The organism is Polyangium mundeleinium, from assembly GCF_028369105.1.
Lineage (GTDB): Bacteria > Myxococcota_A > Polyangia > Polyangiales > Polyangiaceae > Polyangium > Polyangium mundeleinium.
On the sequence record NZ_JAQNDO010000001.1, the window covers coordinates 6,601,770 to 6,627,347 of the forward strand.

Sequence of the window (25,578 nt, forward strand, 5' to 3'; positions counted from 1 at the left end):
TTTGCTCCAGACGCGCCCGTCCTTCTCTGTTTTCTCCTCGCACGAGCCTGCAGAACGAAGCCGAGGAGGCCCAGCGGTCTCCGCCCGTGACGCGGGGCCATCACGGGCCCCCGAGACGCGAGCGGGGCAGGAGACAGGGGAAATGCCTCCTGTCGTCGACGACATGCTTCGTTCCGACGGCGGCCAGCCTCTCGACGCAGCGACACGCTCCTTTTTCGAGCCAAGGTTCAAGAGCAATTTTGAAGGTGTGCGTATCCATGCCGATGCGCGGGCAGCCCAGTCTGCCCGTCGTATCGGCGCCGTCGCATATACCCACGGCGAGCACGTCGTGCTCGATACGGGCGCCTGCGGGCCGCACGGCCCGGGACGCTGGTCCGTTCTCGCCCACGAGCTCACGCACGTCATCCAGCAGCGCGGCCCCAAGAGGGACGAGCCGGCCTCAGGGGCGCACGAGCGCGAAGCAGAACAAGTCTCGAGGAGCCTCCTGTCCGGCAGGCCCATCGAGCGTCCGAACGTGCGGACGGGTCCGACGCTCGCGCGGCAGGAAGCCCCTCCTCCCGGTATGCCCATCGAAGAATGGCCAGCTTGGTACAAGGAGCAGGCGAAGGAGAAGAAAGAGGTGGAGGAGATCGAGCAGTTGAAGCGCGACTATCCATGGCTCACATGGCCCGTCCCGAGCACCGCCGAGGCGATCAAGGAGCCCGAGCTCGACCTCTATCCAAACGGCGTGATATTCGATGGATTGCGTCTCTTCCTGCGTCGCGAAGGAAAGACCCTGGTCTCGACGGCGGCCTACTCCGGCCATGCAAATATCAGTGATGAAACAGTCAAGAATGCAGGTCCGATTCCCGATGGAGCCTATACGCTGAGCCCCACCATCGTGATGCCGACGATCCGCGCCTACCAAAATGGCGGCGTGCAGGGTGCGTTGGGCATCGACAAGGGCTTCCAGCGCATCGAGGAACCCAAAGTGCAGGGGGTGTGGGGAAGCAAGCGGATTGCCATCGAGGGCGTCAAGTATTTCAAGGGCAAAGCGCCCCGGGCAGGCTTCTTCATCCATGGTGGCACGACCGGCAACACCACGAGCGGATGTATCAAGGTCCAGAGCGAGGCGTTCTGGACCGAGCTTCTCAAGTTCGGAGGCCCGGTCCCGCTGATCGTCAAGAAGGTGAACAGACCCGCCGCGCCTTGACCTGCCCTCTTTGGCCAGGCAACCTCACGCCCACCCTGCGATCTCCGCGACGAGCGCCGGCTTCTCCAGCTTGAGGCATTCGGCGCTCGCCGCGCGGCGCAGGTGCTCCATCCGCACGGGGTCGCCAGCATCCGCCGCCAGGAAGGCCGCGTTCACCGCGATGTTCCGGATGTTTCCCCCGGTCACGCTGAGGCGCGCAAGCTTCTGCCAGTCCAGCCCCTCGGTGGGCGTCTTCCGCGGGAAGACCCGTCGCCATATCTCCGCGCGTTGCTGCGCGTCGGGAAATGGAAACGTCACGACGAACCGGAGCCGCCGCAGAAACGCGGTGTCCAGCGCGTTCTTCATGTTCGTGGTGAGGATGGCGAGCCCCTGATACGCTTCCATGCGTTGGAGCAAGTAGCTCACCTCGATGTTGGCATACCGATCGTGGCTGTCCTTGACCTCGCTCCGCTTGCCGAAGAGCGCGTCGGCCTCATCGAAGAGGAGGAGCGCGCCGCCCTCGCCTGCCGCGTCGAAGATGCGGCTCAAGTTCTTCTCCGTCTCGCCGATGTATTTGCTCACCACCTGGCTCAGATCGACCCGGACGAGGTCGAGCCCGAGCTCGCGCGAGAGGATCTCTGCGGCCATGGTTTTCCCGGTACCGCTCACGCCAGCGAACAGCACGCCGATGCCGAGGCCGCGGGCGCTCTTTTCACCGAACCCCCAGCTCTCGTAGACCCGATAACGCTGACGGGCCTGCGCCGCGAGGGTGCGGAGCGTATCGAGCTCGTCGTGCGCGAGCACGAGGTCGTCCCATCCTGCGGTGGACGGGATGCGTTGCGCGAGATCGTCGAGGCGCGGGCGTGCGCGCGCCCGACACGATTCCCATAGCCGCACCGCCAAGCCTTCGGCGCCCTCGCTTTCGAAATGCGCGGATACCTGGTGCCCGAGCGTCTGGATGCTGCCCGCGCCGAGGTTGAAGCTCGCGACCAAGGTGTCGAGATGGCCCTCGAGCACTTCCGCAGCAGGGCCAAGCGCTTCGCGCCAGACGAGCCGCTGCTCCGTCGCGCCGAGCTTGCTCACCTCGAACGAGGTGACCGCGCGACGCTCCAGCCGAGCAGGGAATCGGCTCGCGAGAAAAACAGCCCCCCAGCATCGATCCGCGAAGGAGAGCGCGATCCGAAGGGCGCCCGGCGCCTCCATCTCCTCACAATCGAGGAAAAGCGCGCTGGGCGAGAGGCGGGCCTCGCGCTCCCATAGACGCAGGAGCTCGTCCCGCTCGGCATGCGACGACGGCAAATCCGCCGCGTGGAGGACATGGAGGGTGAGCCCCTGCGCGGCGGCTGCGCTGGTCGCGACGCCGAGCTTTCCAGACCTCTCCTCCCCGGAAAGCGCCACCACAGGCCATGACGAAGGCGCGTCTCTCGACCAGAGCTGCACGATATCGGCTGCGAGCGCGCGATGGGTCGGCGCAAGCGCTCGGGGACCGAGCTCCGGCGCGAGCAGCAGCCCGAGGCGCTCGTCGAGCTGATCGATGCCCACGAGCGAATGCAGGATTCGCTCGCTGACGCCAAGAGGACTCGTCGTCAGGGTCGGGCCGGCCATGATCTCGATGAGCCGATACCTGCGGAGGGGTCGCTCCGGGGTGAGCGCGCTCCAGTGCGCATCGGGGAGCGCGGACAACGCGACCTCGAAGGTGGGGCGGGCGCGGCTGCGATCGCCCTGGAGCAGCGCACAATACCCCGCGAGCCCGGGATCGAGCTCGACGCCGACGCAAAGCAAGAGGATGTCGCGCTCGAACGAGGAGAGCTCGAACGCTGCCGCGATTCGCTCGATCGCCGCCGGCGTCGAGAGCTCGTTCCGGGCCTGTTCACGCGCGCGTTCGAGCAAATCGAGCGATCCGCCGTCCGCCGCAGGCGTGCTCGGCGCGCCCGCGCGCTCGGCGAAGAGCCTGAGCCTCTCGCGGACGACCGCCACCGATGCCATGAGATGACGCCGGTTGGCTTCGAGCCAATTGGCATCCGCCGCACCCGTCATAGGATCGTCACCTCGAGGGACGGATCGAAGGAGGGCGGGGGGCCGCCGAGCACGATGGGGCTGTCGACGCCGTCGATGCGGAGCCGGAGGTAAAACGTGCCCGGCGACGTGGCGGCGAACGTGATGGAGTCCGTTTGCGCGGTGATTGCAGGCGGAGCGATCCCTTGGGTCCCGAGGAGCAAAAGGACGGACTGCCCGGGCCGGATGTCGGGGCTCACGGTCAGCGGCAGCAATGCGATCTCCTCGGAATCGCGGCTGACGGGGCTCGACGGGACCGACAAAATCCTGGGGGCCAACGCGAGAGGAAGCCCATTCGTGATCCGCGTCGGGTTGCTCGGATGGGTGACGACGACGGATACCGTGTACAGGCCCGCAGGCCACGCAGCGGGGGCATCGGGAAGCGTGACCGTGGCTTCGGTCGCGCTGACGGCATCGACGGACAGATCGATCGGTGTCGTCCAGAGTCGATGCGAAAACCGCACCAAAACCGTGCTGGCCGGGTCGTCGGCGAGATGATGGCCCGTGAGCGTGAGGGTGTCGCCGAGAAGGGCATACCCGCGCGGCGTCGCCGGTGCGATCTTGGCGAGGGTGGGGTAAGGGGGCAGGAGATCGGGCTGCACGCCACCGCCCGATCCGATCGAGAGTACCGGGAGGGGAGCCTTGATGGGCTTTTCGCTGTCGAGCAGCACGACGGATACCTCGTACGCGGCGGAGACGCGGTAGCTCGTCTGAAACGCGCTCCAGAGTTTGTACATCTCCTCCGTCGTGAGGGGCTGCGCAGTGATACGAACCCGCTCCACCTGGAGATCGAGGTCGCTCTTGGGCTCCGCCGTCTTGAGCTCGGCCGGGCTGAGAAGCGGCTGTTCATGGAGCGCGGCCATGCCCACGGCGAGCATACGGTGGGCGAGGACGTCGTCGCCCTCGGGGCCGAAGGCGCTGACGACGTAATGCAGGGTCAGCCCCAGGGGTGGGTATCCGGTCTCCCCGGGCTTGACCTGCTGCGGCGAGGTCTGGTTACGCCACGACGCGGCAGGAACCACGTGGTAGAGGAATAGATTGAGCCGGCTTGCCTCGTCGTCGACGTTGGCCCTGTCCGGCGGGAGCGTCGAGACGGCGGTCCCGGCGAGGTCGGTGTGCTTCTGGAGCGCGTTGAAGAGCCTGTTCCGAAGCGCAGCGGTGACGTTGGCGATCGCGAAGGTATTGCTCATCGGGCACCGGGAACGTGTAAGATTTCAGTGCCGCGGACCTGCGGCGCAAGCCGAGACAAGATCGCACGCCGCGTCTCCAAATGCAATCCTCATGTTGGCTATGCGCGCCGGATCGGATTCCCCACGAAGCGCCCCCCGCACCGCGGCTCATCCCGTTGCTCGCGCGGCTTCTGCTCCCACCACGCAATCCGCGAGTACACCAAGCTGGAGCGGGTCTGGGTCGACGGTGCGTACGACGGGAAAGTGCTCGACGGTCTCCGAGCGAATACGAAACTTGCGATCGAAGTCGTCAAGCGCCCAGATGCTCTGCGGAGCTTCGTTGCATTGACAAAAGCCCCCTCCGAGAATCGAGAAGCGCCTGGTTGCCGGGACCGCAGGCAGACGCGCTCGACCCGTTTGGCCACGCCTCTCCGAAGGTGTATCGTGGCCTCCGTGCACGCCTCCACCACGACCCTCTACCGCCCCGTTGGCCAGGCCGAGCTCGACCTCATCGCGGCGAGCGACTCCCGCCGCTTTCCACCGCGCCTGCCGGATCAGCCGATCTTCTATCCCGTCTGCAACGAGGCGTACGCCGTCCAGATCGCGAGCCGATGGAACACGGCGCAGGGCGCAGTCGGATACGTGACGAGGTTCGAGGTCCGGTCGGACTTCCTCGCGAAGTACGACGTTCACGTGGTGGGCTCGAAGATCCACGCTGAATACTGGATCCCCGCGGAGGAACTCGAAGCCTTCAACGACGCCATCGTCGGGACGATCGAGGTCATCAGCGAGCACCGTGCCGAGGGGCAGGGGAGAAGCGAGACATGAGCATCGAAACGCTCGCGGACACGGGGCTGCCGTTCAATCGCAAAGAGCGGTATTTCACGGGTACCGTCCTCCCCATGCTCGTCTGCGCGCACGACTTCGCGCACTTCGGACGGCTCACCGAGCTCGCGGGGCTCGGGCGCTTGGAGGTCGACGGGAGCCCCGGCGGAGCGAACATCCAATTTTTTACGGAGTATGGCTTCGTGGAGTCGCTGCTCGGTGAAGATGCCGAACGTCGATTCCCCAATGCACCAACGACCCGCGACACCCCCGACGTCCTCGTCTACGTGGACGGCCCGCGTCGCGTGCTGCTCGCCATCGAGGCGAAGATGTACGATCAACCTTCGACGGCGGACCTCGAAGAGCAGCTCCGAGCGCAGGCGGGGATTGTGGCGTATCTCCGGGACAAGCTCGGCGTCGCGCACGAGAACGTCGCCCATGTGGCGTTGCTCCCCGAGGGGCTCGCGCGGCGGGTGGGGGGATTGTCGGTCCGAACGATCACGTGGGAGAAATTGCTCGAGGTCTACGCTGACGTGGGCGCACCGTACTTCGTCGAGATGCTGCGGGTGGCGCTGGCGCGGTATCCAACCCTCCTGGCAAAACGCGAGATGGTGTTCGGCGCGAATGCGGAAGCCAGGTTGACAGGCGAGGAGATCGTGCGGCAATACCAGGCAGGGACGCTCACGCATCCGTGGATGGGACGACGGAATGGCCTCGCGGGTGCAGAGCTCCGGGAGGATATCACGTCGGGAGCGTGGCGGACGGTCCGGTACGAATGCAGTTCGAAGGTGGTCGACAACCGGAACTGGTTCGCCGTGGCCGCGTTCGTCGCCAGGGTGCAGCCGGCGGTCGCGCCCGAGGGCGGGTGATACCTCTTCACGCGGGGCAGGGAACGAGCGTGGGATCCGTGCACGCGTCGGGTAGGCCGAGGAACGGGTTGCCTCCGCCGGTCTACCCGACGAACCTCCCCGCTCGCCTCCGCGAACGGCGCCTCGGCTTCACGTTCCCGTGCGTCCCCGCACGCCGTCTCGGGCCCGCACGAGCAGCGCGCATCCGCATTCTGGCCGACCCCCCGAGGCCTGTTCCGCAGTTCCCGCATCATCTTCCTTCTTCCCTTGGTCTGCCCCCTTCGACTAGGATGCGACCGTGAGCTCAGATCTGCCTGCATCGCGCGAGGGGCGCCGAGCGGCGTTCGTTGGGTTCTCTGCCGCAACGCTCGTCGTGCTGGGCATCTACGTCGGCAGTCGCAGGTTCAAGGACTTCGACACCGCGCTCGTGCCCTACGCGGCCGCGGCCGCGTTTGCCGCTTGCGCGCTCGGTTACCGATACGCCATGTGGCTCGGGCGTCCTCCGACGTACCGTTACTTCCGACAGACCCTCTCGCTCCTCTTCACGCCGGGGAAGATCCTCTCTCGGTGGACCGCCCTCCTTCGTGGCGCTTTCCGGACGGCCGGCTCGCAGCGCTTCGTCTACCGCCGTTCCCCGCTACGCTGGGCCTCGCACCTTTGCCTCATGTGGGGGTGCCTCCTCTCGTTCGCGATCACGTTCCCGCTCTCTTTTGGCTGGATTCGGTTCGAGACGGCACGGAACTCACAGGATGTGTACGAGGCGTTCGTCTTCGGCGTGCGCGTCTTCCGGACGAGCCTCGACAGCCCTCTCGCGTCGCTGTTGTTCAACGCGCTCGTCGGCTCGGCAGGGCTCGTGATCGTCGGAGTCATGCTCGCGCTCTATCGGCGCGGGCGCGACCGTGGTGTGCTCGCCCTCCAGGACGGCGCGGCGGATCTCGTGCCGCTCGTCCTGCTCTTCGCGGTCTCCGCGACGGGGCTGCTCCTCACCGTGTCGACGCAGTTCATGAACGGCTACAAGTACGATTCCCTCTCGCAGGTGCACGCCGTGACCGTCGTGCTTCTGCTCCTGTACGTGCCCTTCGGCAAGCTGTTTCATCTCGTGCAGCGGCCGACGCAGCTCGGCATTCACGTGTATCGCGAGGTCGCGGCGGCGGGGGAGCAGGCCACGTGCGTGCGTTGCGGGGAGCCGTTCGCATCCGCGATGCAGATCGCGGATCTGAAGCGTGTGCAGGCGGAGGTGGGTATTCGGTACGCGCTCCGCGCGGGCAAGCATTACCAGGACGTCTGTCCGCCGTGTCGCAGGAAAAACCTCGCCTTGCTCCAGGACGGGCTCTGGCGAGACGCGCGGCGCCCGAACGCCCGCGAGGAGGCTTGATGGCGAAGCTGCCGATCGCAAGGGAGCGGCTCATCGACGAGTTCGGCCCGCACCCGTACAGCCTGCCGCCCGGCGGTTTCTCCGCGGTGGGCGAGCCGGATCGTGTCGTCGAGACACACTGCTGCTTCTGCGGGCAGCAATGCGGGATCAAGCTCAAGGTCAAGGACGAGAAGATCGTCGGCTTCGAGCCCTGGGAGGAATTTCCGTTCAATCAAGGAAAACTCTGCCCCAAGGGCGTCAAGCGATACATGCAGGACGAGCACCCGGATCGGCTGAAGACACCGCTCGTGCGCGCCGAGGGTCGGGGGTTCGCGCCGATCGGGTGGAGCGAGGCGTTCGACCGCGTCGCGCAGGCCATCCGACGCGTGCAAGAGGCGCATGGCGCGGATTCGGTTGCCGTGCTCGGGGGCGCGTCGCTGACGAACGAGAAGGCGTACCTCGTCGGCAAGTTCGCGCGTGTGGTGCTGGGCACGGCGAATGTCGATTACAACGGCCGACTCTGCATGGTCTCCGCGGCGGCGGCGTCGAAAAGGTCCTCGGCATCGATCGCGCGGCGAACCCCTGGAGCGACATCCCCAAGGCCGAGGTCATCCTCATCGCCGGGGCGAACGTCGCCGAGTGCGCGCCCATCACGACGGATTACCTCTGGCGGGCGCGGGAGAACGGCGCGAAGATCATCGTGCTCGACCCGCGGATGACGCCCATCGCGCGCACGGCCGATCTTTACATCCCCGTCCGGTCGGGCGGCGACATTGGCGTCTTCAACGGGATGCTCCACGTGATGCTCGAGCGCGGGTGGATCGACCGAGCGTTCATCGCCGAGCACACGACCGGGTTTTCCGAGCTCGAACGGATCATCGCGAAGTACACGCCCGAGTACGCCGGGAAGATCGCGGGGATCCCTCCCAAGCTCATCGTCCGCGCGGCGGAGCTCTGGGGACCGGCGAAGTCGAGTTTTTTGCTCCACGCGCGCGGCATCGAGCACCACTCCAAGGGCGTCGACAATTGCATCGCGGCGATCCACCTCTGCGTGGCCACGGGCAGGATCGGCAAGGAGGGCTCGGGGTACGCGATGATCACCGGCCAAGGCAATGGCCAGGGCGGGCGGGAGCAAGGGCAGAAATGCGATCAGCTCCCGGGCGCGCGCGACATCGAGAACCCCGCGCACCGCAAGCACATCGCATCCGTATGGGGCATCGACGAAAAGGCCTTGCCAGGCAAGGGCATCTCCGCGATGGAGATCTTCGAGGCCATCCACGCCGGCAAGATCAAGGGCCTCTTCTCGCTCTGCTTCAACCCCATGGTCTCCCTGCCGAACCAGGGGTTCATCCGCGAAGCGTTGGAAAAGCTCGAGTTCTTCGGCGCGGTCGATTTCTTCATGTCCGAGACCACGCGCCACGCCGACATCCTCTTGCCAGGCTCGCTCATGGAGGAGGACACGGGCACGACGACGAACGTGGAGGGGCGCGTCATCCTGCACAAGAAGGTCGTCGATCCGCCGGGCGAGGCGCGGCAGGACTGGCGGATCCTCTGCGGCCTGGCCGAGCGCCTCGGGCAAGGCGAGAAGTTCCGATATGGTTCGCCGCAGGAGATCTTCGAGGAGCTCCGCGTCGCTTCGAGGGGCGGCATCGCCGATTACGCGGGTATCACGTACGAAAAAATCGAGAAGAACCACGGCGTGTTCTGGCCGTGCCCGTCAGAGGACCACCCCGGCACACCGAGGCTCTACGAGGGCGGCATCTTCGGGCACGCAGACAAGAAGGCCCATTTCCAGCCCGTCGAGTGGAGGCCCGCGGCCGAGGAGCCGGACGAGGAGTACCCGATCGTGCTCACGACGGGCCGGGTCGTCGCCCATTACCTTTCCGGCAACCAGACGCGGCGGATTGGCGGCCTCGTCCGGCAGACCCCCGACCCGTATTGCGAGATGCACCCGCGGCTCGCGCAGAAGCTCGGCGTCTCGGACGGCGAGCCTGTCGAGGTCGAGAGCCGGCGCGGCTCGCTGGTCGTGCGCGCCATGATCGTGAACACCATCCGACCCGATACGGTGTTCGTTCCTTATCACTGGCCGGACGAGCGCGCGGCGAACAGGTGCACGATCCCCGCGCTCGATCCCGTCTCGAAGATCCCGGAATACAAGATCTGCGCGGTCCGCGTGCGCCGCGCTTCGGACCAGGCGGACGCTCGGGGCTCCGGGGCGCCCGACGGCGGCCTGCGCCCGAAATCCCGAGAGGGGGCGCGTTGAGCGAGCGAGTGCTCTTCATCGATTACGCACGTTGCATCGGCTGCCAGGCTTGCGTGCAGGCCTGCGAGGAGTGCGATACACACAAGGGGCAGGCGATGATCCACCTCGAGACCATCCGCCGCCGCGACAGCGTTCAGACGGCGCCGCAGGTGTGCATGCACTGCGAGGACCCGATCTGCGCGCGCGTCTGCCCCGCCGACGCCATCAAGCAGACCCCGGACGGCGTCGTGCAAAGCGCACTCGCGCCTCGTTGCATCGGCTGCTCGAATTGCGTACTCGCCTGTCCCTTCGGCGTGCCGAAGTATTTCGCCGAGATCGATCAGATGATGAAATGCGATCTCTGCTACGACCGCACCAGCATCGGCAAGAAGCCGATGTGCGCGACGGTTTGTCCCTCGCAGGCGCTGTCGTACATGACGAACGACGAATTCGAGCGGACGCGGCGTGGCGTCGCATTGAACCAATGGGTCTTCGGCGAGGGCGAGGAGGTCCGGACCAAGGTCTCCGTCGTCGTGCCGCGCGGGCGAGACCGCGTGCACGTGGATCTCATCGAGCTCGGCGGCCGGCCGAAGGTGGCCGAGCCTGACGACGTGGCGGCGTTGCTCTCGGAGGACGACTGATGGCGGAACACGACGACACGAGCGGAGGCAGGCGAGAGCGCTGGCGTGAGGATTTTCCCATCGGCACGGAGGACGATCGATATGTCGCGCGGCGCGAGTTCGCGAAATCGCTGACCATCGGCTCGGCGCTGCTCGTCCTCGTCAACGGTGCCATCGCCGCCGTCGCCCGCTGGGTGCGAAAGCCGGCGCAGATGGGCGAGGAGTCGCGGATCGGCAAGGCCTCCGAGCTCCCGACGGGCGGCTCCATGCTCTTCCGATATCCGACGGACGAGGACCCTTGTATCCTCGTGCGCACGCGGAGTGGCTCCTTGCGCGCGTATTCGCAGGTCTGCACGCACCTCTCCTGCGCCGTCGTGCACCAGCCGCAACAGGACGAGCTTCTTTGCCCTTGCCACCGAGGGCGCTTCGACGTGAACGACGGCCGTCCCGTCGCAGGCCCGCCTTTGCGGCGCCTGCCTCGGGTATGGATCGAGCAGCGCGGCGACGATGTCTTCGCCGTCGGGAGGGACAGCTAGTGCTCTCCGGCCAGGGCTCGACGCTTTTCTCGGGCATCAACGCGATGATCGGCATCCTCTCCGCCATCCAGTTATGGCTCGTCGCGGCCTCGCTCGAGGCCCTTTACAGCAACGACCTCGTGACGCCCCAGGCCGCGTTCGTCGCTTCGTTCATCCTCGCGCTCGTCAATGCGCTGCTCTGCCGGCACGCGCTCTCCTTCGATCGCAGGCGGCGGGAGGAGCGCCGCGCCTCGTCTCTGCGGAGGGATCGGAGGGTAGGCGCGTCGTGAAGCGGATCGAAAAGGGCATCTGCCTTTGGCTGGGTCTGTCCGTATTCGCCTCTTCGGGGTGCGGCGGCGGGCGTGGCGACGGCAAGCTCCCGCCGCAGGAGATGACCGACACGCTCTTCGCGGTGATCTCCGCCAATCGCGAGGCATACGCGAGCGCGGTCGTCGACCGGCTTCAGTATCAAGAGCAGATCATGGAGGCCAAGGAACATTTCCGCGAGGAGAAGGCGCTGCCCTTGCCCGCGCAGATGCTCCGCATGAGCGCCGAAACGATCAACCAGAACAAGGACGCGCTCTTCAGCTATGCGCTCCTCTCACCCTGGCCGCTCAACAAGCAGAACGGCCCGCGCACGGAGAGCGAAAAGGTCGGCCTCCGGAGGGTCGCCGAGACGGGGAAAAGCCATTACACCGAGGAGACGATCGGCGGCAGGACATATTTTTCTGCGTATTATCCCGACAAGGGCGTCGTCGAGGCTTGCGTCAAGTGTCACAACGATCACCCGGACAGCCCGCGGAAGGATTTCCGGGTCGGCGACATCCTCGGCGGCATCGTGATCCGCGTCCGGATCGACGAGTGAGCGCAGAGCCCATTCCACCAGCAGGAAGGACTCCTGCGCCGGCTCCTCGGGCATTTTCGATTGTGCAGGCGTACGGGATGGCTGCGTGGACATCGTCTTGATCGGAAACGGAGCTCGCCTCGTCGTCGGGCCGATCACGCGGTGCACCGAGGTGTGGTGTGTGAGCGACCGGAGTCCGTGCCGCGGCGTTGCCTCAGCAGGCCCGCCGGAGTAGCTCGACGACCCGGTCGACGAGGATCCCTTCGTTGCGGAAGAAACGGTCCTTCGAGCCCGGCTCGGGGATCCAGCCGCCGCTGTGGTGCACCGCGACCAGCCGCCACTCCTTGTCGAAGACGGGCGAGCCCGAGGAGCCGGGGAGGGTGTCCGTCAGGTACTGCACGCGGCCCTCGCCCACGTAAGCCACCAGGTTGTGGAAGAACGAGAGCTGCTTCTGATCGCCGCCAGGGTGCTGAATGATGTTGACGCGATCGTCGATCCGGATGCGGGTCGGTTGCAGCTCGATCGCTCCCCAGCGCGTCGAGGGATCGCCCTTCACCTTGACGATCGTGCAATCGTCCTCGCGGGACGTGGCGAAGAAGGCATCGGGATCGAGGGGCAGTTCCTCCACCGCGGCGTCCCGGCTATCGGCGGTTTTCTGGTAGTTGAAATGCACCTTGGCCCCGGCTGCGATGTCTCGGTCGGGAAGAACGTGGTGGTTGGTGACGAGGCGGTTGTCCGGTATCAAAAACCCCGTGCCGAGCGAGCCGTCGGCGCACTGGATACGCACCACGGCATGCGCCCGGCGGATGCCCACCTCCAGGAAGCTCACGGGGACGAGCGCGCTCTGCTTGCCGAAGATCTTCTCGGGGGTCTGGCCGCCGCGGCCACGCCAGGTGAGCGCGGAGATGTCCGGCCCCTCGGCATAACGCACGTCACTCCCGTTCAGCAGGCGCCGCAATCCCTCGTCGCCGGGGTGCTGCTCAATCGCGTGCAAGAGCACCGCGCGTACCTGTGCCTCGCCCTGCTTGTTGGCCTCGTCCAGGATGCTGAACCAGGTGAGATCGGCGCGACCTTTGAATTCGATCCGGATGATGTCCAGGCCGACGTCGGTCACGAACTGGCGCGCCTCGTCCACGGTCGGATACTTCCTTGCCAATGCCTCTCGCAGGGTTCGTTTGTCGAAGTTCATGGTCTCGTCCTCTCCTCGCTCTTCGATTCACCGGCGCCTTCGTAGGGAAAGCTGCCTCTCCAGCTCGATGAGCTCCGGGTCTCTCGGATATTCTTTCAACGCACGCAGCAACAGTTCTTCGACGCGGCGCTGCTTTTCAGCCTCCGCGCAGATCGAGTTCCAGATCTCCCAGCCTCTCCCCATCCAATGGAGCCGCGTCGCATCGAGGCCGACGTCATGGGCGAAGCGCTGTGCAGCCTCGGACGTCACGTAGAGCCTCGCCAATGCGTCGCGCAGCCTCGTCACCTCCTCCCTCGTCAGCAGGCCCCCCCGCGCGGGCTTCCCCGTGTCGTCGGTGATCATCCACAGGTTCCCCTGCTCGTCGCCGACACAGATTCGACCCGTGGCGACTGCAATGCAGCGAAACCCGCACGCCAAGGGGAGCGTCGCGAGGCAGCGCCCAGTTTCCAGGCTGAAGACTCGCACCGTGCCGTCCTCGGAGGCTGCGATCACCCGCACGCTGTCCGCGGACACCGCGCATCCGAAGACGCACTTGGTATGCCCCTGGATCACGCGCACGACCCTGCGGCTCTGGATCTCGATAAATTCGAGCTTGCCGTCCTGACGCGCCAGCACCACGTGCTGCCCGTCGGGCGTGAGGGCACCACAACGAGGACTCGCCGGGCTGAACAAGGCCCGAATCGAGCAGCGAGACGCGACATCCCATACATAGGCCATCCCGCTCCGCGAGACCGACAGGGCACGGGTGCCGTCCGTCGTCGTGGCGAGGCTATCCACGCTGGCGCCGTGCACGGCAAGCTCCGTGGTGCACGTGATATCGCTCGAATCCCTCAGCAAGAGCACCCCATCGGCGGCGCGCGAGCTCGTGATCATCCTGCCGTCGGGCAGCACCACGCAGCCGCTCACCGGGTCCCGGTGCCCCGCGGCGTCTTGGAGGTGGTCGCTGTCGACGTCCCACACCCGCACGCTCCCGTTTTGCCCGCCCAGCAGCACCCTCCGCCCGTCCGCAGAAATGGCACATGCCGTCACGACGTCGGCGTAGATGGATAACGTCCTGTGGCACGCGCCCGTCTCCACGTCCCATATCTTCAGCGTTCCGTCCTCGGATGCGGAGACGGCGATGCGCCCGTCGGGCGTCATGGCGCACGCGGTCACCGCTGCATCGTGCCCGTCCTGCAATCCCAGGCTTTCCGGCCCGCCGAGTTCCCAGAGCCGGAGCGTGCGATCATGGGAGCCCGACAGAATGCGCTGACCGTCCGCCGTCGCTGCGAAGGCAGCCACGGCGCCTTCGTGTGCACGAAAGCCGAGGACCCGCTGCTCCCTCGCGAGATCCCATACCGCGGCTGTCCCATCGGCCAGACCACAAAGCACGTGGCGGCCGTCGTGGAGGATCACGCATGCATCGACGCGCCCCTGTCCCGCGCCGAGGTGCTGGACACACTCGCCGGACACGAGATCCCACCGATAGAGGGACCCGTCCCCTGCCGCCGCGAGGACGTGCCACCCATCCGGCAGCAGCGCGAGCGCGTTGATCCACCCTTGATCCTCCGTCCGCCGCGCAGCACGTGAAGGCGCCGCCTCGATGACACGCAGCGTGTGGATACATTCGCCCGTTTCGAGGTCCCACACGCGCACCGATTGATCACGCGAAGCGGAGACCAGCTTTCCAGAAGGGGTGACGAGGCACGCCGTTACGTAATGGTCATGTCCCGACCAGGTGGCAATGCGCTGGCGCGAGGGAAGATCCCATACCGTGAGGGTTCCATCGTCGGAGCCGATCACCAAGTGTCGACCCTCCGGCGCGAGCGCGCAGGTGGTCGCCCAGCGATTGCCGTTGTCCAGCGTATCCAGGCAGCGCTCCGCGGCGAGATCCCAGATCCTCGTCGTTGTATCGTTGGAGGTGCTGACCGCGATCTTGCCGTCGGGGGTCAGGGCGCATGACGTGAGGTCGTCATCGTGCCCCTTCAGGATCTTCACGCAATCCCCGGAGCGCAGCGACCAGAGGCGAAGACTGCGGTCGGCGGATGCCGAGAGGACATGGCCGCCGTCCGGGGTCACGACGCAAGCGGAGACGAGCTTGTCGTGGCCCAGAAACGCGCGCAGCCGCGTCGGTCCGAGGCGAACGCCATGGAAGAGCCGCAGCGGCGGGGGCTCGGCGTCGAAGTGCAGGAGCCGCGCGATCCGCACATGGGACCACCCAGCGCAGCGCAGACGGTTGTAGAGCAGCGCAGGGAGCGACCCGGGATACGCGCAGAGCTGGCTCGACTCTGCGCTGACGGCAGCGAGAATGGCAGAGAGGTCGAGGGACGCGTCCCCGCCGCGGGCGCGGATGACAGCCTCGAAGTCTCGCTCGATCGCAGCCACGCTGAGCTCGCGGCACTTCGCGTCGAGATAGCCGACGTCCACGCAAAGACGATACGCCTCGTCGATGTCCCCGGCTTCGAGCCTATGTGCCACTGCGTGACGGAGGGCATACGCTCGCCGGAAAGGATCGCCGTCCTCGACCGGCCACGCCGCGAGCGTGTCGGCGAGCAGGCGGTTGAACCCACGCAACAACCGGGGCCCAATTCTCCCCACGATGAACGCGCGGAAATACTCGTGATACGGCCGATACGCGGGCCGACCCTGGAGCCATGGCGCGTGCTCCTCCCGTAGAAACGGGCGGGTCGCCTGTAAGAAGGCTTCGCTGACGCTCGTCGAGCCCCCGAGCAGCTCGCCGAAATGGTGGCCTGCGAGCGCCTCGCGGGCAGCACAGGCGATACCGAGGCCTCGCACGACGAGTTCGTGATCCGTCTCGTTGGGCGCGTGAAGCCTGGCCCAAATTTGCATCAGGAAACCGTCGAGCCCCCGGGGAATGTTCGTGGCGGCGCGTCGCTCGACTGGCTGTTCCTCGATCCATTCGCGCAGCAGGATGGCGTGGAGCTGGTTTCCCCCTGCGCGGCGAACGGCCTCCTCGATGAACGCCTCCTCGAGGGGCGGCATGAACAAGCCCGCGTGGTGCTCCCAGAAGGCGCGGACGGCGGCCTCGTTGGAGTCTTGCCATTCGCTTTGATCGAGGTCGATGCAGCGCGCGCCGAGCTGCATGAGCCATTCGAGGTGCGGGTGCATGGGTCTGGAGGCGCAGAGGATCACGACCCCACGCGGCAAGTCGCTGGGCAGGAAGCTCGGCAGCGGGTTTTGACTCGCCTCGGCGCCGACGACCTCGTCGAGCCCGTCGATTACCAGGATCAGTCTTTGATCGCCGGGTACGAGCTGGTGCTTCGCGACACGCCGAAGCAGATCGCCGAGGCGCGCCTCCACGGGCAGCTCGGGGTTGGCCCGCTGCGGGAAGAGGTTCTCGATGCCGGCGCAGAGGTTTTGCACGATCACGGCGGGGCGATCCGAACCCCTGTAGCCGCTCCGGATGAAGTGGTACGGCGTCCCCTCCGGCAGCATGTCGAGGAACTGGTGGACGATGGCGGTCTTGCCGATCCCGGGGCTCCCTTTCAGGAGCACCCATCCACGGCCCGGGGTCCGGTCCCCGGTCAGCAGGAGGCGGAGCTTTTCGAGCACGTCCGTGCGCCCGAAGAACGGGGCGTCTCGGAACTGCTCGTCCTCGTAATCGATGATCTCGCTGCCCATTTCTTCCTCGCCTCGGTGGCCGCGTGGAGGTCAGGCGCGAGAGGCCGGGCGGGAGCCGCGCGCCTTCTCGAAACGTTCGAGGTTTTCGAGGTCGAGGATGTGGCTGATGGGCAGGATCTTGGAGAGGTGCTTCCCCTCCCGCAGCCATTCTTGAAAATGGGGGCGCTGCCCCTGCTCGCTGCGGAATTTACGGAACGCGGCGAGCATGCGCTGGTGGCTCTGCTCAAGGACGGCCTTGCGACCTCCGTTCTTGGTGATGTCGTCGATCGCTTTCCAGATGACCGTCTTCCGGCTCGTCGGGAACTCGGTGCTGCGCAGGATCGCGAGGACTCGCTGCTTTGCCTCCTTGCGTGCTGCCTGGACCTGTCTGTGAAGCCCGCTGCCCTGGGGCGCGCGGTTGCAGAGCGCCACGAAGATCTCCTCGCCGAGGCCATGATCACCATTCCCACAGGGAACCATGAGGCGGATATTGAGCGACTCTCCCTTGACGGTGACGTCGAAGCGGTAGCCACCGTTCAGCCCCTCTGCGCAATTCTCGACCGCCCAGCCGAAAAGCTTGACGATCTCGACCTCCGACTCGGTTTGATCCTCGCCATACTGAGCGAGAAAATCGTTCCAATCCCGCTCGATCTTCTCCTTGACGGCCTTTGCATCCAGGGCATCGGTGCTGATGCTCGGGGTGGGTTGCGTCAGGAAGAACCCCTTCGGATCCACAATACGGCCGGCCTCGATGCATGCCTCACGAAACCGCTGGCAGGCGTTGAGCACGTCTCGGAAGCGCATCCCGTCGCGTCCCAGCACGAAATCACGGGGGAAGGGGTAGAGCGGATCCACGACGCCATGCGCCGGCTTCACGCCCGCGGTCTCGTAGAGATATCCGAGGCGCTGGGCGATGATGTTTTCAATCTCGTCCGCGCTGCGCTCGGCCACGAGTCGGACGGGCGCGGGATCATGTTCGAGTCGATCCAGCGTCGAGAGGGAGAGCCGGGACCGCAGCATCGCATAGTAGTCCTCGAGGCAGGCGATCACGATGATCGACGAGGGCACCTGATCGGCCACGCCGCAAAGCGAAGACGTCACGCGCCGGAACTCCGGCGCGGCGTCGCCGGAGTGCCAGGTATCCTCGAATTGATCCACGCAAAGGATGAGCGAGCGGTTGTCGAAGGCAGCGATCAGCCGCCCCAGCTCCTCGACGAGCCGCTGGGCGTCGTCGTCGCCGGCCTTGGGCGAGATGCTGCCGAGGAAGCGCCGGTCCCCCTCCACGAGCGCCTCGCAGCGCAGGTACTTCACGACCCGCTTTTTCAGGGCGGGCTCATGGCGCTGCAAGAAAAGCAGGGCGCGGACGAGGTCCAGATCGAGGTCGGCGTAGCGGGGATGCGCGATGAGCCGGTCCGCGGCGCGCTCCACCAGATCGATGATATCGCCCGCGCTGAGGCTCGCCTTTTCGTTGAGGGCCCGGATTGCATCTGGATCGCCACATCGTGACGCGATCGCGTTGGAGAGCCGGAGCAGCCCCGACCCCGTGCCCGCGGACTCGTAATAGGCCTGATCGAGCGAGTCGATCAGGTTGCTCATGAGGTAGCGGGGGTAGCTCGTGATCGACGTCGACATCTGCATATAGCCGACGAACCCGAGCCCATGGACGTGAACGTGATTGCGGAAGGCGCGGAGCAGATGCGTCTTTCCGCTGCCGGACTCCCCGAGGAGCATGAGGATCCGGCCCGAGTCGAGCCCCGGCGGGGTCGTCGCATGCGCGAGCAGCCGCTGGAACTGCGCCCGTGCATCGGCGTGCACGGACTCGACATCGAACGGATCCTCCCGCCAGATCTGGCTCCGGTGCTCCACGGAGTGGAACAGGTCTTTCTTGGCTCCCGACAAAAACACCCTGAGCAAGGCATCGTGCTCCGTCATCGTATTATCCATCCTTTCTTTCTCGTGGCGTCGATGTGCGTCGCCCGGGGCCCTGCCCAGCGTCCGCCTCAGATGCGTACGAAATGGAACGTCCCGTTCAGGTGGCCGATCTCCGAGGCCTCGACGTCCGCCGGTTCCATGGCCTGGACCAGATCGGCGCGGCTCAGCGCCAGGAGCTTGCCGCGATGGGCCGTGACGAGGCGCTCCTTGAATACCTTCACATCGCCAATGGCAAAACCCTCGCCTTCGAGCTGCCGGATGACGTGCGAGACGAAGACTTTGTTCTCGCCGAACCGCCCGGTCTTCGACGACCGCGCGGCCGAAAGCACGCGCTGCGCGAAGGTGCCGTCGTCCTTGGGCAGGGGCAGCAGCTTTTTTTCTGGGGGCGGCGGCGCAGCCTGCACCCCGTTCAACAGGGTGGTCATCAACAGGACGATGAAGACGAGGAAGATCCGGATCTTGAGGGTCCTCCAGTCCGCGCTTTTGGGGAGCGACGAGAGCTGGAGCGCTTTGAGGATCTCGACCCTGCCATTTGGCGTAAGCTGGTAAGAGGCTCTCCGTACCGACTTGAGCAACCCTGCCTTCACAAGCAGCGAAATCTCCGCGGTGATACCTTGGAGCCGCTCGGCTTTGGTGCTCCGCCACAGCTGAAGGAGCGGGCCGATGTCGGTTTCGATCTTGCTCGCCGTCCCCCCTTCGGTGTGCCCGAGCAGCCAGCCGAGGATAAGGACGCCGAGCGGGGACAAGAAATTCGTTTCCGTGATCTTCATGGTCAAACCTCCTTGGTCGTCGTTGTTGTCGGCATCGTCGCCGCCATGAGGGCATTGCTCTCCGCGCGCGTGCGGATGCACTCCCAGGCGTCGGTAGGATTGAAGTGGTAACGGACCTGCTTCGGTGCGGCGTCGCCGGCGAAACGCTCCGCCATCACCTGCAAGAGAGCGATCGCGTCGAGGCGCTTCCGATCGACGCGCCCTCCTGGCAAGAACGCCTTCAATGCCTCCAGGTGCTCGGCCGGCAATCCGTCGTTCGCCGCTTGCCGGAGCAGGAGCGGATAACAACGGTCCGGATAGAACGTCGCCTGCGCGATGGCCTCCAATCGGGCGCGTGTATCGGCCGGGATCACGCCTGCCCTCTCGGCCGCGTGCAGCGTCGCGCGCATGTTCACCAGCGCCTCGTTCAGGGGGCGATACCCGTCCTCGGCCAGCGCGTGGGCCACAGCCACCTCGTCATCGGCGTCGAGCTCGCCGCGCGCGTAGGCCTCGTAAATCGCGCCCACGCCCGCCATGCCGAAGAACGACAGCTCGGCCGCGCGCAGCGCACCCATGCTGGCCGCGCCGAGGACGTGCACCCCCTGCGCCATGGCCCACAGGATCTCCTTGTGCGATACCGACGGGACGCGCTCGAAATAGCCGTCAATGATGCCAATCGCGAGCGGCTTTTCACGCGCGGCCAGGTACACGTCGCCCTGGGCCGCGGGCGGCAGGAAGATCGCGTCGAGCCATGGTTTCCCCTCCGCCGCGGAGAGGGTCGGCCCGGTGAAGATATAGAGCTTCATGACGTTCGCTCCGCGAGGCGCCGCTGCGCGCGGGCGCCGGGGATGTATCCGGGGATGTCGTAGAGCGGCTCGAGTCCGGGGATCACCACGCGGACCACGGGGATCCGCAGCTCGGGCCGCGTGAGATCGACGGCGACGATCTCATGCAGGCCCGCCGCGCGCAGGCGGTCCACTTCCCAGGCCACGTCGTCGTCGAGGGTTTCGCCCGCGTGATCCGGGGCATCCGAGAATGCGCGCTCGGCAGGCTCCGCGCCGTGCTCGCCGACGAAGCGCAGGGCCGCGCAGAGATCCTCCTCAGGTCCGTTGCCACGGGCGCGGACGTCGTCGCGCGCGCCGGTGATCACGGTGAGCCGGCATTGAGCCGCCTCGGTTATCGCGCGCAGCAGCGCGATCCCGCGGGCGGGGTGGCAGCCAAAGCCAATCATGGGCGCGAGGGGGCGCGCGGGGTTTGGCTCGCGGTCGACGAGGGTGCAGCAATAAGTCGGGATTCCGATGTCCGAGGTCAAATCCCAGACAACAGCGAGGACGCCGGCGCGCTCGATGCGGCCCAGGACCTCCATGCAGCCCGGGTCGTCCACCGTGGAGAGGTCGAGCCGGGTGCGCCGCTTCATCTCCTTTCCCGAGAGGTGCCAGAGCGTGGCGGCGTCGCGCTCGACGAGCTCGCAAATGGCGTGGCTCAGCGCCTCCAGCGGGTGATTGCCGGAGGCGAGGCCGTTCGAGCTCATCACGAATGCGCCGCTGGCCGCGACCAGGGGCAACGAATAATTCGTGTGCACGATCTCGAATGGGACCCAGGTGGGCGCGTTGCCGACCAGGTTCTCTCCGAGCACCCAGTGCAAGCACAGGTTGTCGTGGAACCTCTGGAGGGAGAGGCGCGGCAAGCCCCCTACGTCGAGCAGGCAGTGGCCGAAGCGCATCTCGTTGACGCTGCCCAGCTTGAGCGGGTGCAGGATACGCTCGGCGTGCCAGTGCTCGATCGACTCCATCACGCCCGAGGCGCGCGCGGCGTCGAGGGTGAGGCCCTTGCCGGGCGAGACGGAGATCGAGCGCGAATTCGGGCGTATGACCATCACCACCGGCACGCCGAGGGTATCGAGGCCGGTGACGTCGGCGATGCGGGTGATGCCCAGGATGGGCAGGAAGGGCCGCACCCGCGCGACGGTCTCCTCGGGGGAGATGGTGCGATGGGTGCCGGCCATGAATTGCTTGGGAACCGCCGGCGCGGGGCTCGAAGGCCGATCCGCGCCGGGGGAATCGTGGTGGGACGACATGGTGGGGCTCGCGATCAGCGCTTGAAGTGGGCGAGGTTGAGGACGTAGCAGGTGATCGGAATGATGGCGGGGATCGGATCCTCCATCTCGGGCATATGGATCTCGATGGGCTTGTCCGGGCTCATCGCGAGGAAGTTTTGCCCATGCAAGCTATCGAGCAGCAGCAGAAACTCCTTGGTCGTCTCGACGTGGCCGGGCCGGAGGTGCTGTTCGAGGATGAAGCGGCCCCAGCTCTGGCAGGGGATGACGTAATACGAGCCCTCCGTGGTCTCGATCCTATCGCCGTTCTCCGATTGAATCGTGCCCCCTTTGGCGTGGATCACGATGTCGTAAGGCGAGAGCGTGGGCCCCTCACCGCCCTCGTTGGGCAGATCGGCCTGGATCTCGTCGTCGGCGCGCTCGGGAAGGGTGCGGATGTTCTTCTCGCAGAGCACGTACACCCCGGTCTCGCCCTGCATGAACCGCACGAAGGCGCCCGGCTTGCCGGTTTGCTCGAGCTGGGCCACCTTGTCGCGGATCGATTGCGGGATATCCGCCGCGCTCCATCGGTTCTCCGGCCGGGCCCAGGCCTGGGATTCGAGCTGGTAGACCGGGCTCGACTCCTGGTTGATGGTGAAGAGCAATCCCCTGCGATCGTCGTTGCACGTGACTTGCTGAATCATGATGGTTCTCCTTCTTCCTTTCTGCATGCAATGGACGCACGTTCGGCGTCCGTGGCCGCAACCTCCGGGCAGACGGGTGCCGTGCGGCCGTTCGCGGCGCCCGCCAAAGTCCTTGTCGTCAGGCCTGACTTGCTGTCAGCTCAGTTCACACGTAGCCGCGCTGCTCGGCGAGGCGGAGCGCTTTGCGCAGCTCGCGCCGTGCCTGGGCTGTCTGGCCCGTGGCGAAAGAATCGACCGCCTGCGCGAGCGCGAGCGCGAGGCGCTGCGGCAGTCGTTGTTGCATATTCGGCGCGAGCACGGCGTTGACCTGCTCGATGGCCCCTGCCAGATCGCCCCGCTCGAACAGCGCGGCGCACAGCGGCATTCTAGCCACCCACTGGAAGGGGAACGTGTTGCGCGGCATCCATCGTGTGATCGCCTCCTGCGCCAGCCGTTCAGCCTCCGCGCCATTTCCGCGCTGGAGTGCGACCCATGCCAGGTTTCCCTGCGCGACCCCGACGTACGCCTGCGCGTTCTCTTCTTGGGACAAGAGGAGGCTCTCCTGCGCACGCTTCTCCGTCTGCTCGACCCGGCCCTGGGCCCTCATCACCGTCGCGAGGTAGATCGAGCAACGCGTCTGGAGGTCACGAACGTGATTGTTTTTGGCCTCGAAGAGTGTATCGACCAGCTCGCGCTCGGCCTTCTCATGCCTGCCGCCCATCCAGTGGATGAGGGCGAGGTTGAACCGCGCGCCGAGCAGCTCGTGTGTGTCGCCAGCCCTTCGCGCGGCCGCCACGCCTTTTCGGGCGTAACGCGACGTCTCGGCAGAGCACGCGTATCGCTCCAGCCGAAGATTGTGCTGCGTCAGCGCCGCGAAGTAATGCACGCGCACCTTGGCCGTCCCCCATGCTTCCATCACCGGATCGATCGCGGCGCGGAGCCGGGAAGTCTCCTGCACGTTGGCCAGTTGGTAATGGATCGAAATTCGCTCCAGTTGGATCCTCAGCCATTCGTTCCACCACGCCTTCAACCGCGGCCCCTCCCCGAGCGCGGCCTCCGCCTCGTCGTACTGGGCGAGCCCCTCGGGGAATGCTACGTTCAGTTGCCAGGCCGTACCGCGCTTGCGCAGCCTCCGGGCTCGGTCGACAGGCCGCGCCTCGGGGTTCGCCTCCAGCGCGGCGGTGTACGCCGCCCGTGCGTCCTCGTACTTCGCAAGAAGCGTCAGCGCATCACCACGCCGCTCGTGGAGACGGGCCATTTCGGCCCGCCTGGCCTCGGTGCTCGCCGTCTTCCGCAGCGTGGCGAGGGCCGCCTCGTAGAGGGGGATGGCGCTGTTGACATCCGGGGCGCACACCGCGGCCCTGGCAAAGTATTGGGTGGCCTTCTCGTATATCCCCGCGCGATCGAAGTGATGCCCGAGCGTCGCCGCCTTCTCCTTTGCTCTCCCGAAGCGCGCCGCGAGCGCCTCCCCCGCGCGCCCGTGCCACGCGGCCCGCGCCTGCAAATCGATCCGCGCATAAGCGATCTCGCGGAGCTTGTCGTGGAAGAAGCGCAGCCGGCCGGCCTGGGTCACCTCCAGGATCCTCCGCGCCAGCAGCGTATCGAACGCCGCGGTGGCAGCGGCCTTGTCCTTGGCGCCTTCAAGAAGGAGCGCCTCGTCGAGATCCTCCCCCAGCACCGCCGCCCATTGTGCGAGCGCCTGCCCCTCGGCGTCGAGCCTATCGAGCCGGGCCCTGATCAGCTCTTCCACCGTCTCCGGCAGCGGCAGCGACGCGATGGCCGCGCCGGCGCGATGGGCGTCGAAGCAAAATCGACCGTCGGGATCCCGCCGCAAAATGCCCCTCTCCAGGGCGGCGTGGAGATACTGCGAAATGAAAAACGGATTGCCGTTCGCCTGGTGCACGAGCGCGTCGAGCACGGCGCGGGGCGGCTCGCGCTGCGCGAGCATCCCGGCCACGATCTTGACCACGCTCCCGGCATCCAGCCGCTCCAACGCGAGGGTCGAGACGTGCCTGTGTTTTGCCAGTTCGCAGATCGCGGGGCTCTCTTCCTCGCTGCGGTAGGTGGCCACGAGAAGGGTCCCGTACTGGGCGAGATCGGCGTTTGCGAAGGCTTCGAGCACGTCGAGCGTCAGGTCGTCGGCCCATTGCACATCGTCGAGCACGAAGAGAACCGGCCCTTGCGCCGCGAGCGCCCGGAGCACCTCGAGCATTGAGCGGACCACCCGCGCGCGTGCCTTCTCCGGCGCCAGGGGAGGGGGCTCCGGCTGTTCGTCCTGGCCCGGCAACTGGAGCAGCGTGGGCTCATAACGCGAAAGGATACGGCCGCGGGGTCCAAAGACGTGATCCGCTTCCTCCCGGGAGTGCCTCACGAGATCGGCCGCGGTGCGCAGCCAGGGGCGGAGAGGCGAGAGCGGGGCCGCGCCCGCGCCGGGGGAGGGGCACGTGGCCGTGAGCACGTTCATCGTGAGGGAGGGGTCATTGCGCAGCCGGTTAATCGTGGGGCCGAGCTCCATGACCAGCCGGGTCTTCCCCATGCCGCTCTCGCCGCGAACGAGCCAAAGTCCGCCACGCCGCTCGTGCGCCACGCTGTACACCGCCTTCTCCAGCGCGGCCTTGGCCTCTTTGCGGCCTTCGAACGGCGGCCGATACAGGTAGGGCTGCAACGGCGCCTCGGGCTCTGCCTTGGCGCCCAGGGCGACCAGCGCCGCGCCGACATCGACGGCGTAGCCCAGCCGATCTTCGGGGACCTTTGCGAGGAGCCGAAGGATGAGCGTGTCGAGCTCCCGGGGAATGGCCGGATTGTGGAGCGAGGGAGGGCTGGGTGGGTGGTCGAGGTGCTGGGCGCGGACGACGCTCATCGGAGCCACGAAGGGAGGTTTGCCCGTCACGCATTCGTGCAGGATGCAGCCGAGCGCATAAAGGTCCGCGCGCGCGTCGACGAGTTCGCCCTGGAGCTGCTCGGGCGCCATGTACGCCAAGGTGCCCGCCCACGTCCCGATATCGAGCTCCTCCCGGCCGGCGGCGCCGCCGAAGCGCGTGGCAATCCCGAGGTCGACGAGCACCGGGCGGTCGTCGTCTTGAAGGAAAACGTTTCGAGGCTTCAGATCGCGATGCACCAGGCCCTCGCCGTGCAGGTAAGCGAGCGGCGCGCAGAGGCGGCGGATCAGCGTGAGCAGGTGGACCAGCACGGGCGAGGCCCCGGTGTTTGTCCAGAGGGCGCGCAGGTGGTCGTGCAGGGTGCGTCCGCGGAGGCATTGCATGGCCATCCACGGCACCCCGTCCTGGTCCCCGTGGTCGACGACGGGCACGATCCCCGGGTGGCGCAGCCGCCGCAGCGCGCGGATCTCGTGGCGGATGGCATCGAGGTCTTGGGAGGACGCGGCTCCCCCGTGCAACGTCTTGATGGCCACGACCTCGCCGGTATGGACGTGCGTGGCCTCGTACACCACGCCCATACCGCCCTTGCCGAGCGTCGTACCGGTCGTCTGATAGGGGCCAAAAAAGGGAGGGGGAGGGGGCGCTTTCAAAGGCTGTTCGCTCATGGTAAGAGGCCAGGTGCGCGTGGAGTCAGGCCCTGTCGTGTCCCCAAGCTCCAGCAGCAGGGTCGTCGATACGTCGCTCGCGCTCATGCCCAGGGCGATATGCAGCGCGCGTGCCGCCTCCCCCCGCTGCGGATTTCCCGGAAAAACGCAGGGGATGCCCTAAAGGGGGGGTTGGTCGAGTTGATCAGGTTTGATCAAGGGGT

At 66.5% G+C, this 25,578-nt stretch carries 20 protein-coding genes; 10 read left to right on the forward strand and 10 right to left on the reverse strand.

Annotated elements, in window-relative coordinates; all coding sequences use genetic code 11:
• The first annotated feature begins 142 nt into the window (after window positions 1-142).
• On the forward strand, window positions 143-1,192 hold the full coding sequence (locus POL67_RS26135; RefSeq protein WP_271921783.1) for an eCIS core domain-containing protein: 1,050 nt from the start codon (window positions 143-145) through the stop codon (window positions 1,190-1,192).
• 24 nt (window positions 1,193-1,216) lie between these two features.
• Here the strand turns inward: POL67_RS26135 and POL67_RS26140 are convergent, their stop codons facing one another.
• Together POL67_RS26140 and POL67_RS26145 are read right to left on the reverse strand one after the other, a co-directional pair.
• The gene (locus tag POL67_RS26140; protein ID WP_271921785.1) at window positions 1,217-3,157 is read right to left on the reverse strand and encodes an ATP-binding protein; all 1,941 of its coding nucleotides are present in this window, start codon (window positions 3,155-3,157) and stop codon (window positions 1,217-1,219) included.
• A gap of 47 nt (window positions 3,158-3,204) precedes the next feature.
• Entirely contained in the window at window positions 3,205-4,416 is a 1,212-nt protein-coding gene (locus POL67_RS26145; protein ID WP_271921787.1) for a Pvc16 family protein, read from the reverse strand.
• Between the two features lie 423 nt (window positions 4,417-4,839).
• Here POL67_RS26145 and POL67_RS26150 point away from each other — a divergent pair, with 423 nt between their 5' ends.
• The 9 genes from POL67_RS26150 (at window position 4,840) to POL67_RS26190 (ending at window position 11,664) form a co-directional block, all read left to right on the forward strand.
• The gene (locus tag POL67_RS26150; protein WP_271921789.1) at window positions 4,840-5,223 is read left to right on the forward strand and encodes an ADP-ribosylation/crystallin J1; all 384 of its coding nucleotides are present in this window, start codon (window positions 4,840-4,842) and stop codon (window positions 5,221-5,223) included.
• Window positions 5,220-6,089 carry a hypothetical protein gene (locus tag POL67_RS26155; protein ID WP_271921791.1) on the forward strand — a complete coding sequence of 290 codons (870 nt, stop codon included), beginning with the start codon at window positions 5,220-5,222 and terminating at the stop codon, window positions 6,087-6,089. Before POL67_RS26150 ends, POL67_RS26155 begins: the two co-directional genes overlap by 4 nt.
• Before the next feature lie 277 nt (window positions 6,090-6,366).
• Window positions 6,367-7,443, forward strand: a complete 1,077-nt coding sequence (locus tag POL67_RS26160; RefSeq protein ID WP_136931710.1) for an MFS transporter — start codon at window positions 6,367-6,369, stop codon at window positions 7,441-7,443.
• A complete protein-coding gene (locus POL67_RS26165) occupies window positions 7,443-8,141 on the forward strand; it encodes a molybdopterin oxidoreductase family protein (protein WP_271921793.1) in 699 nt (232 codons plus the stop codon). Before POL67_RS26160 ends, POL67_RS26165 begins: the two co-directional genes overlap by 1 nt.
• The gene (locus POL67_RS53715) at window positions 8,039-9,685 is read left to right on the forward strand and encodes a molybdopterin oxidoreductase family protein (protein WP_271930895.1); all 1,647 of its coding nucleotides are present in this window, start codon (window positions 8,039-8,041) and stop codon (window positions 9,683-9,685) included. Before POL67_RS26165 ends, POL67_RS53715 begins: the two co-directional genes overlap by 103 nt.
• Window positions 9,682-10,305, forward strand: a complete 624-nt coding sequence (locus POL67_RS26175) for a 4Fe-4S dicluster domain-containing protein (RefSeq protein WP_271921795.1) — start codon at window positions 9,682-9,684, stop codon at window positions 10,303-10,305. The genes POL67_RS53715 and POL67_RS26175 overlap by 4 nt, the downstream gene beginning before the upstream one ends.
• The gene (locus POL67_RS26180) at window positions 10,305-10,820 is read left to right on the forward strand and encodes a QcrA and Rieske domain-containing protein (RefSeq protein WP_271921797.1); all 516 of its coding nucleotides are present in this window, start codon (window positions 10,305-10,307) and stop codon (window positions 10,818-10,820) included. The genes POL67_RS26175 and POL67_RS26180 overlap by 1 nt, the downstream gene beginning before the upstream one ends.
• Window positions 10,820-11,089: a DUF6755 family protein gene (locus POL67_RS26185; RefSeq protein WP_136969454.1), complete on the forward strand. Its 270-nt coding sequence runs from the start codon at window positions 10,820-10,822 to the stop codon at window positions 11,087-11,089. Before POL67_RS26180 ends, POL67_RS26185 begins: the two co-directional genes overlap by 1 nt.
• Window positions 11,086-11,664: a Tll0287-like domain-containing protein gene (locus tag POL67_RS26190; RefSeq protein ID WP_271921799.1), complete on the forward strand. Its 579-nt coding sequence runs from the start codon at window positions 11,086-11,088 to the stop codon at window positions 11,662-11,664. Before POL67_RS26185 ends, POL67_RS26190 begins: the two co-directional genes overlap by 4 nt.
• 193 nt (window positions 11,665-11,857) lie before the next feature.
• On the opposite strand, the gene POL67_RS26195 is transcribed toward POL67_RS26190, so the two are convergent.
• The 8 genes from POL67_RS26195 to POL67_RS26230 all read right to left on the reverse strand — a co-directional run bounded on the left by POL67_RS26195 (window position 11,858) and on the right by POL67_RS26230 (window position 25,375).
• On the reverse strand, window positions 11,858-12,832 hold the full coding sequence (locus POL67_RS26195) for a trypsin-like peptidase domain-containing protein (protein ID WP_271921801.1): 975 nt from the start codon (window positions 12,830-12,832) through the stop codon (window positions 11,858-11,860).
• 27 nt (window positions 12,833-12,859) lie between these two features.
• Window positions 12,860-16,453 carry an effector-associated domain EAD1-containing protein gene (locus POL67_RS26200; RefSeq protein ID WP_271921803.1) on the reverse strand — a complete coding sequence of 1,198 codons (3,594 nt, stop codon included), beginning with the start codon at window positions 16,451-16,453 and terminating at the stop codon, window positions 12,860-12,862.
• Between the two features lie 30 nt (window positions 16,454-16,483).
• Window positions 16,484-18,364 (reverse strand): AAA family ATPase, encoded by a 1,881-nt coding sequence (locus POL67_RS26205; protein WP_271921805.1) that lies wholly within the window; start codon window positions 18,362-18,364, stop codon window positions 16,484-16,486.
• Window positions 18,365-18,432: 68 nt separating this feature from the next.
• Window positions 18,433-19,134, reverse strand: coding sequence for a hypothetical protein (locus tag POL67_RS26210; RefSeq protein ID WP_271921807.1), 702 nt, complete (start codon window positions 19,132-19,134; stop codon window positions 18,433-18,435).
• A 2-nt stretch (window positions 19,135-19,136) separates the two neighbouring features.
• Window positions 19,137-19,919, reverse strand: a complete 783-nt coding sequence (locus POL67_RS26215) for a TfuA-like protein (RefSeq protein WP_271921809.1) — start codon at window positions 19,917-19,919, stop codon at window positions 19,137-19,139.
• The gene (locus tag POL67_RS26220) at window positions 19,916-21,190 is read right to left on the reverse strand and encodes a YcaO-like family protein (RefSeq protein ID WP_271921811.1); all 1,275 of its coding nucleotides are present in this window, start codon (window positions 21,188-21,190) and stop codon (window positions 19,916-19,918) included. Before POL67_RS26220 ends, POL67_RS26215 begins: the two co-directional genes overlap by 4 nt.
• Before the next feature lie 14 nt (window positions 21,191-21,204).
• Window positions 21,205-21,852 carry a hypothetical protein gene (locus POL67_RS26225; RefSeq protein ID WP_271921813.1) on the reverse strand — a complete coding sequence of 216 codons (648 nt, stop codon included), beginning with the start codon at window positions 21,850-21,852 and terminating at the stop codon, window positions 21,205-21,207.
• 145 nt (window positions 21,853-21,997) lie between these two features.
• Complete coding sequence (locus tag POL67_RS26230; protein ID WP_271921815.1) at window positions 21,998-25,375, reverse strand: serine/threonine-protein kinase; 3,378 nt, start codon at window positions 25,373-25,375, stop codon at window positions 21,998-22,000.
• Window positions 25,376-25,578: the final 203 nt, after the last annotated feature.

What these genes read in the sequence shown, in the direction of transcription:
- POL67_RS26135 (WP_271921783.1), top strand. Translation starts at nt 143, where the DNA reads ATGCCTCCTGTCGTCGACGACATGCTTCGTTCCGACGGCGGCCAGCCT.
- POL67_RS26140 (WP_271921785.1), bottom strand. Translation starts at nt 3,157, where the DNA reads ATGGCATCGGTGGCGGTCGTCCGCGAGAGGCTCAGGCTCTTCGCCGAG.
- POL67_RS26145 (WP_271921787.1), bottom strand. Translation starts at nt 4,416, where the DNA reads ATGAGCAATACCTTCGCGATCGCCAACGTCACCGCTGCGCTTCGGAAC.
- POL67_RS26155 (WP_271921791.1), top strand. Translation starts at nt 5,220, where the DNA reads ATGAGCATCGAAACGCTCGCGGACACGGGGCTGCCGTTCAATCGCAAA.
- POL67_RS26165 (WP_271921793.1), top strand. Translation starts at nt 7,443, where the DNA reads ATGGCGAAGCTGCCGATCGCAAGGGAGCGGCTCATCGACGAGTTCGGC.
- POL67_RS26180 (WP_271921797.1), top strand. Translation starts at nt 10,305, where the DNA reads ATGGCGGAACACGACGACACGAGCGGAGGCAGGCGAGAGCGCTGGCGT.
- POL67_RS26195 (WP_271921801.1), bottom strand. Translation starts at nt 12,832, where the DNA reads ATGAACTTCGACAAACGAACCCTGCGAGAGGCATTGGCAAGGAAGTAT.
- POL67_RS26200 (WP_271921803.1), bottom strand. Translation starts at nt 16,453, where the DNA reads ATGGGCAGCGAGATCATCGATTACGAGGACGAGCAGTTCCGAGACGCC.
- POL67_RS26205 (WP_271921805.1), bottom strand. Translation starts at nt 18,364, where the DNA reads ATGACGGAGCACGATGCCTTGCTCAGGGTGTTTTTGTCGGGAGCCAAG.
- POL67_RS26210 (WP_271921807.1), bottom strand. Translation starts at nt 19,134, where the DNA reads ATGAAGATCACGGAAACGAATTTCTTGTCCCCGCTCGGCGTCCTTATC.
- POL67_RS26215 (WP_271921809.1), bottom strand. Translation starts at nt 19,919, where the DNA reads ATGAAGCTCTATATCTTCACCGGGCCGACCCTCTCCGCGGCGGAGGGG.
- POL67_RS26220 (WP_271921811.1), bottom strand. Translation starts at nt 21,190, where the DNA reads ATGTCGTCCCACCACGATTCCCCCGGCGCGGATCGGCCTTCGAGCCCC.
- POL67_RS26225 (WP_271921813.1), bottom strand. Translation starts at nt 21,852, where the DNA reads ATGATTCAGCAAGTCACGTGCAACGACGATCGCAGGGGATTGCTCTTC.
- POL67_RS26230 (WP_271921815.1), bottom strand. Translation starts at nt 25,375, where the DNA reads ATGAGCGAACAGCCTTTGAAAGCGCCCCCTCCCCCTCCCTTTTTTGGC.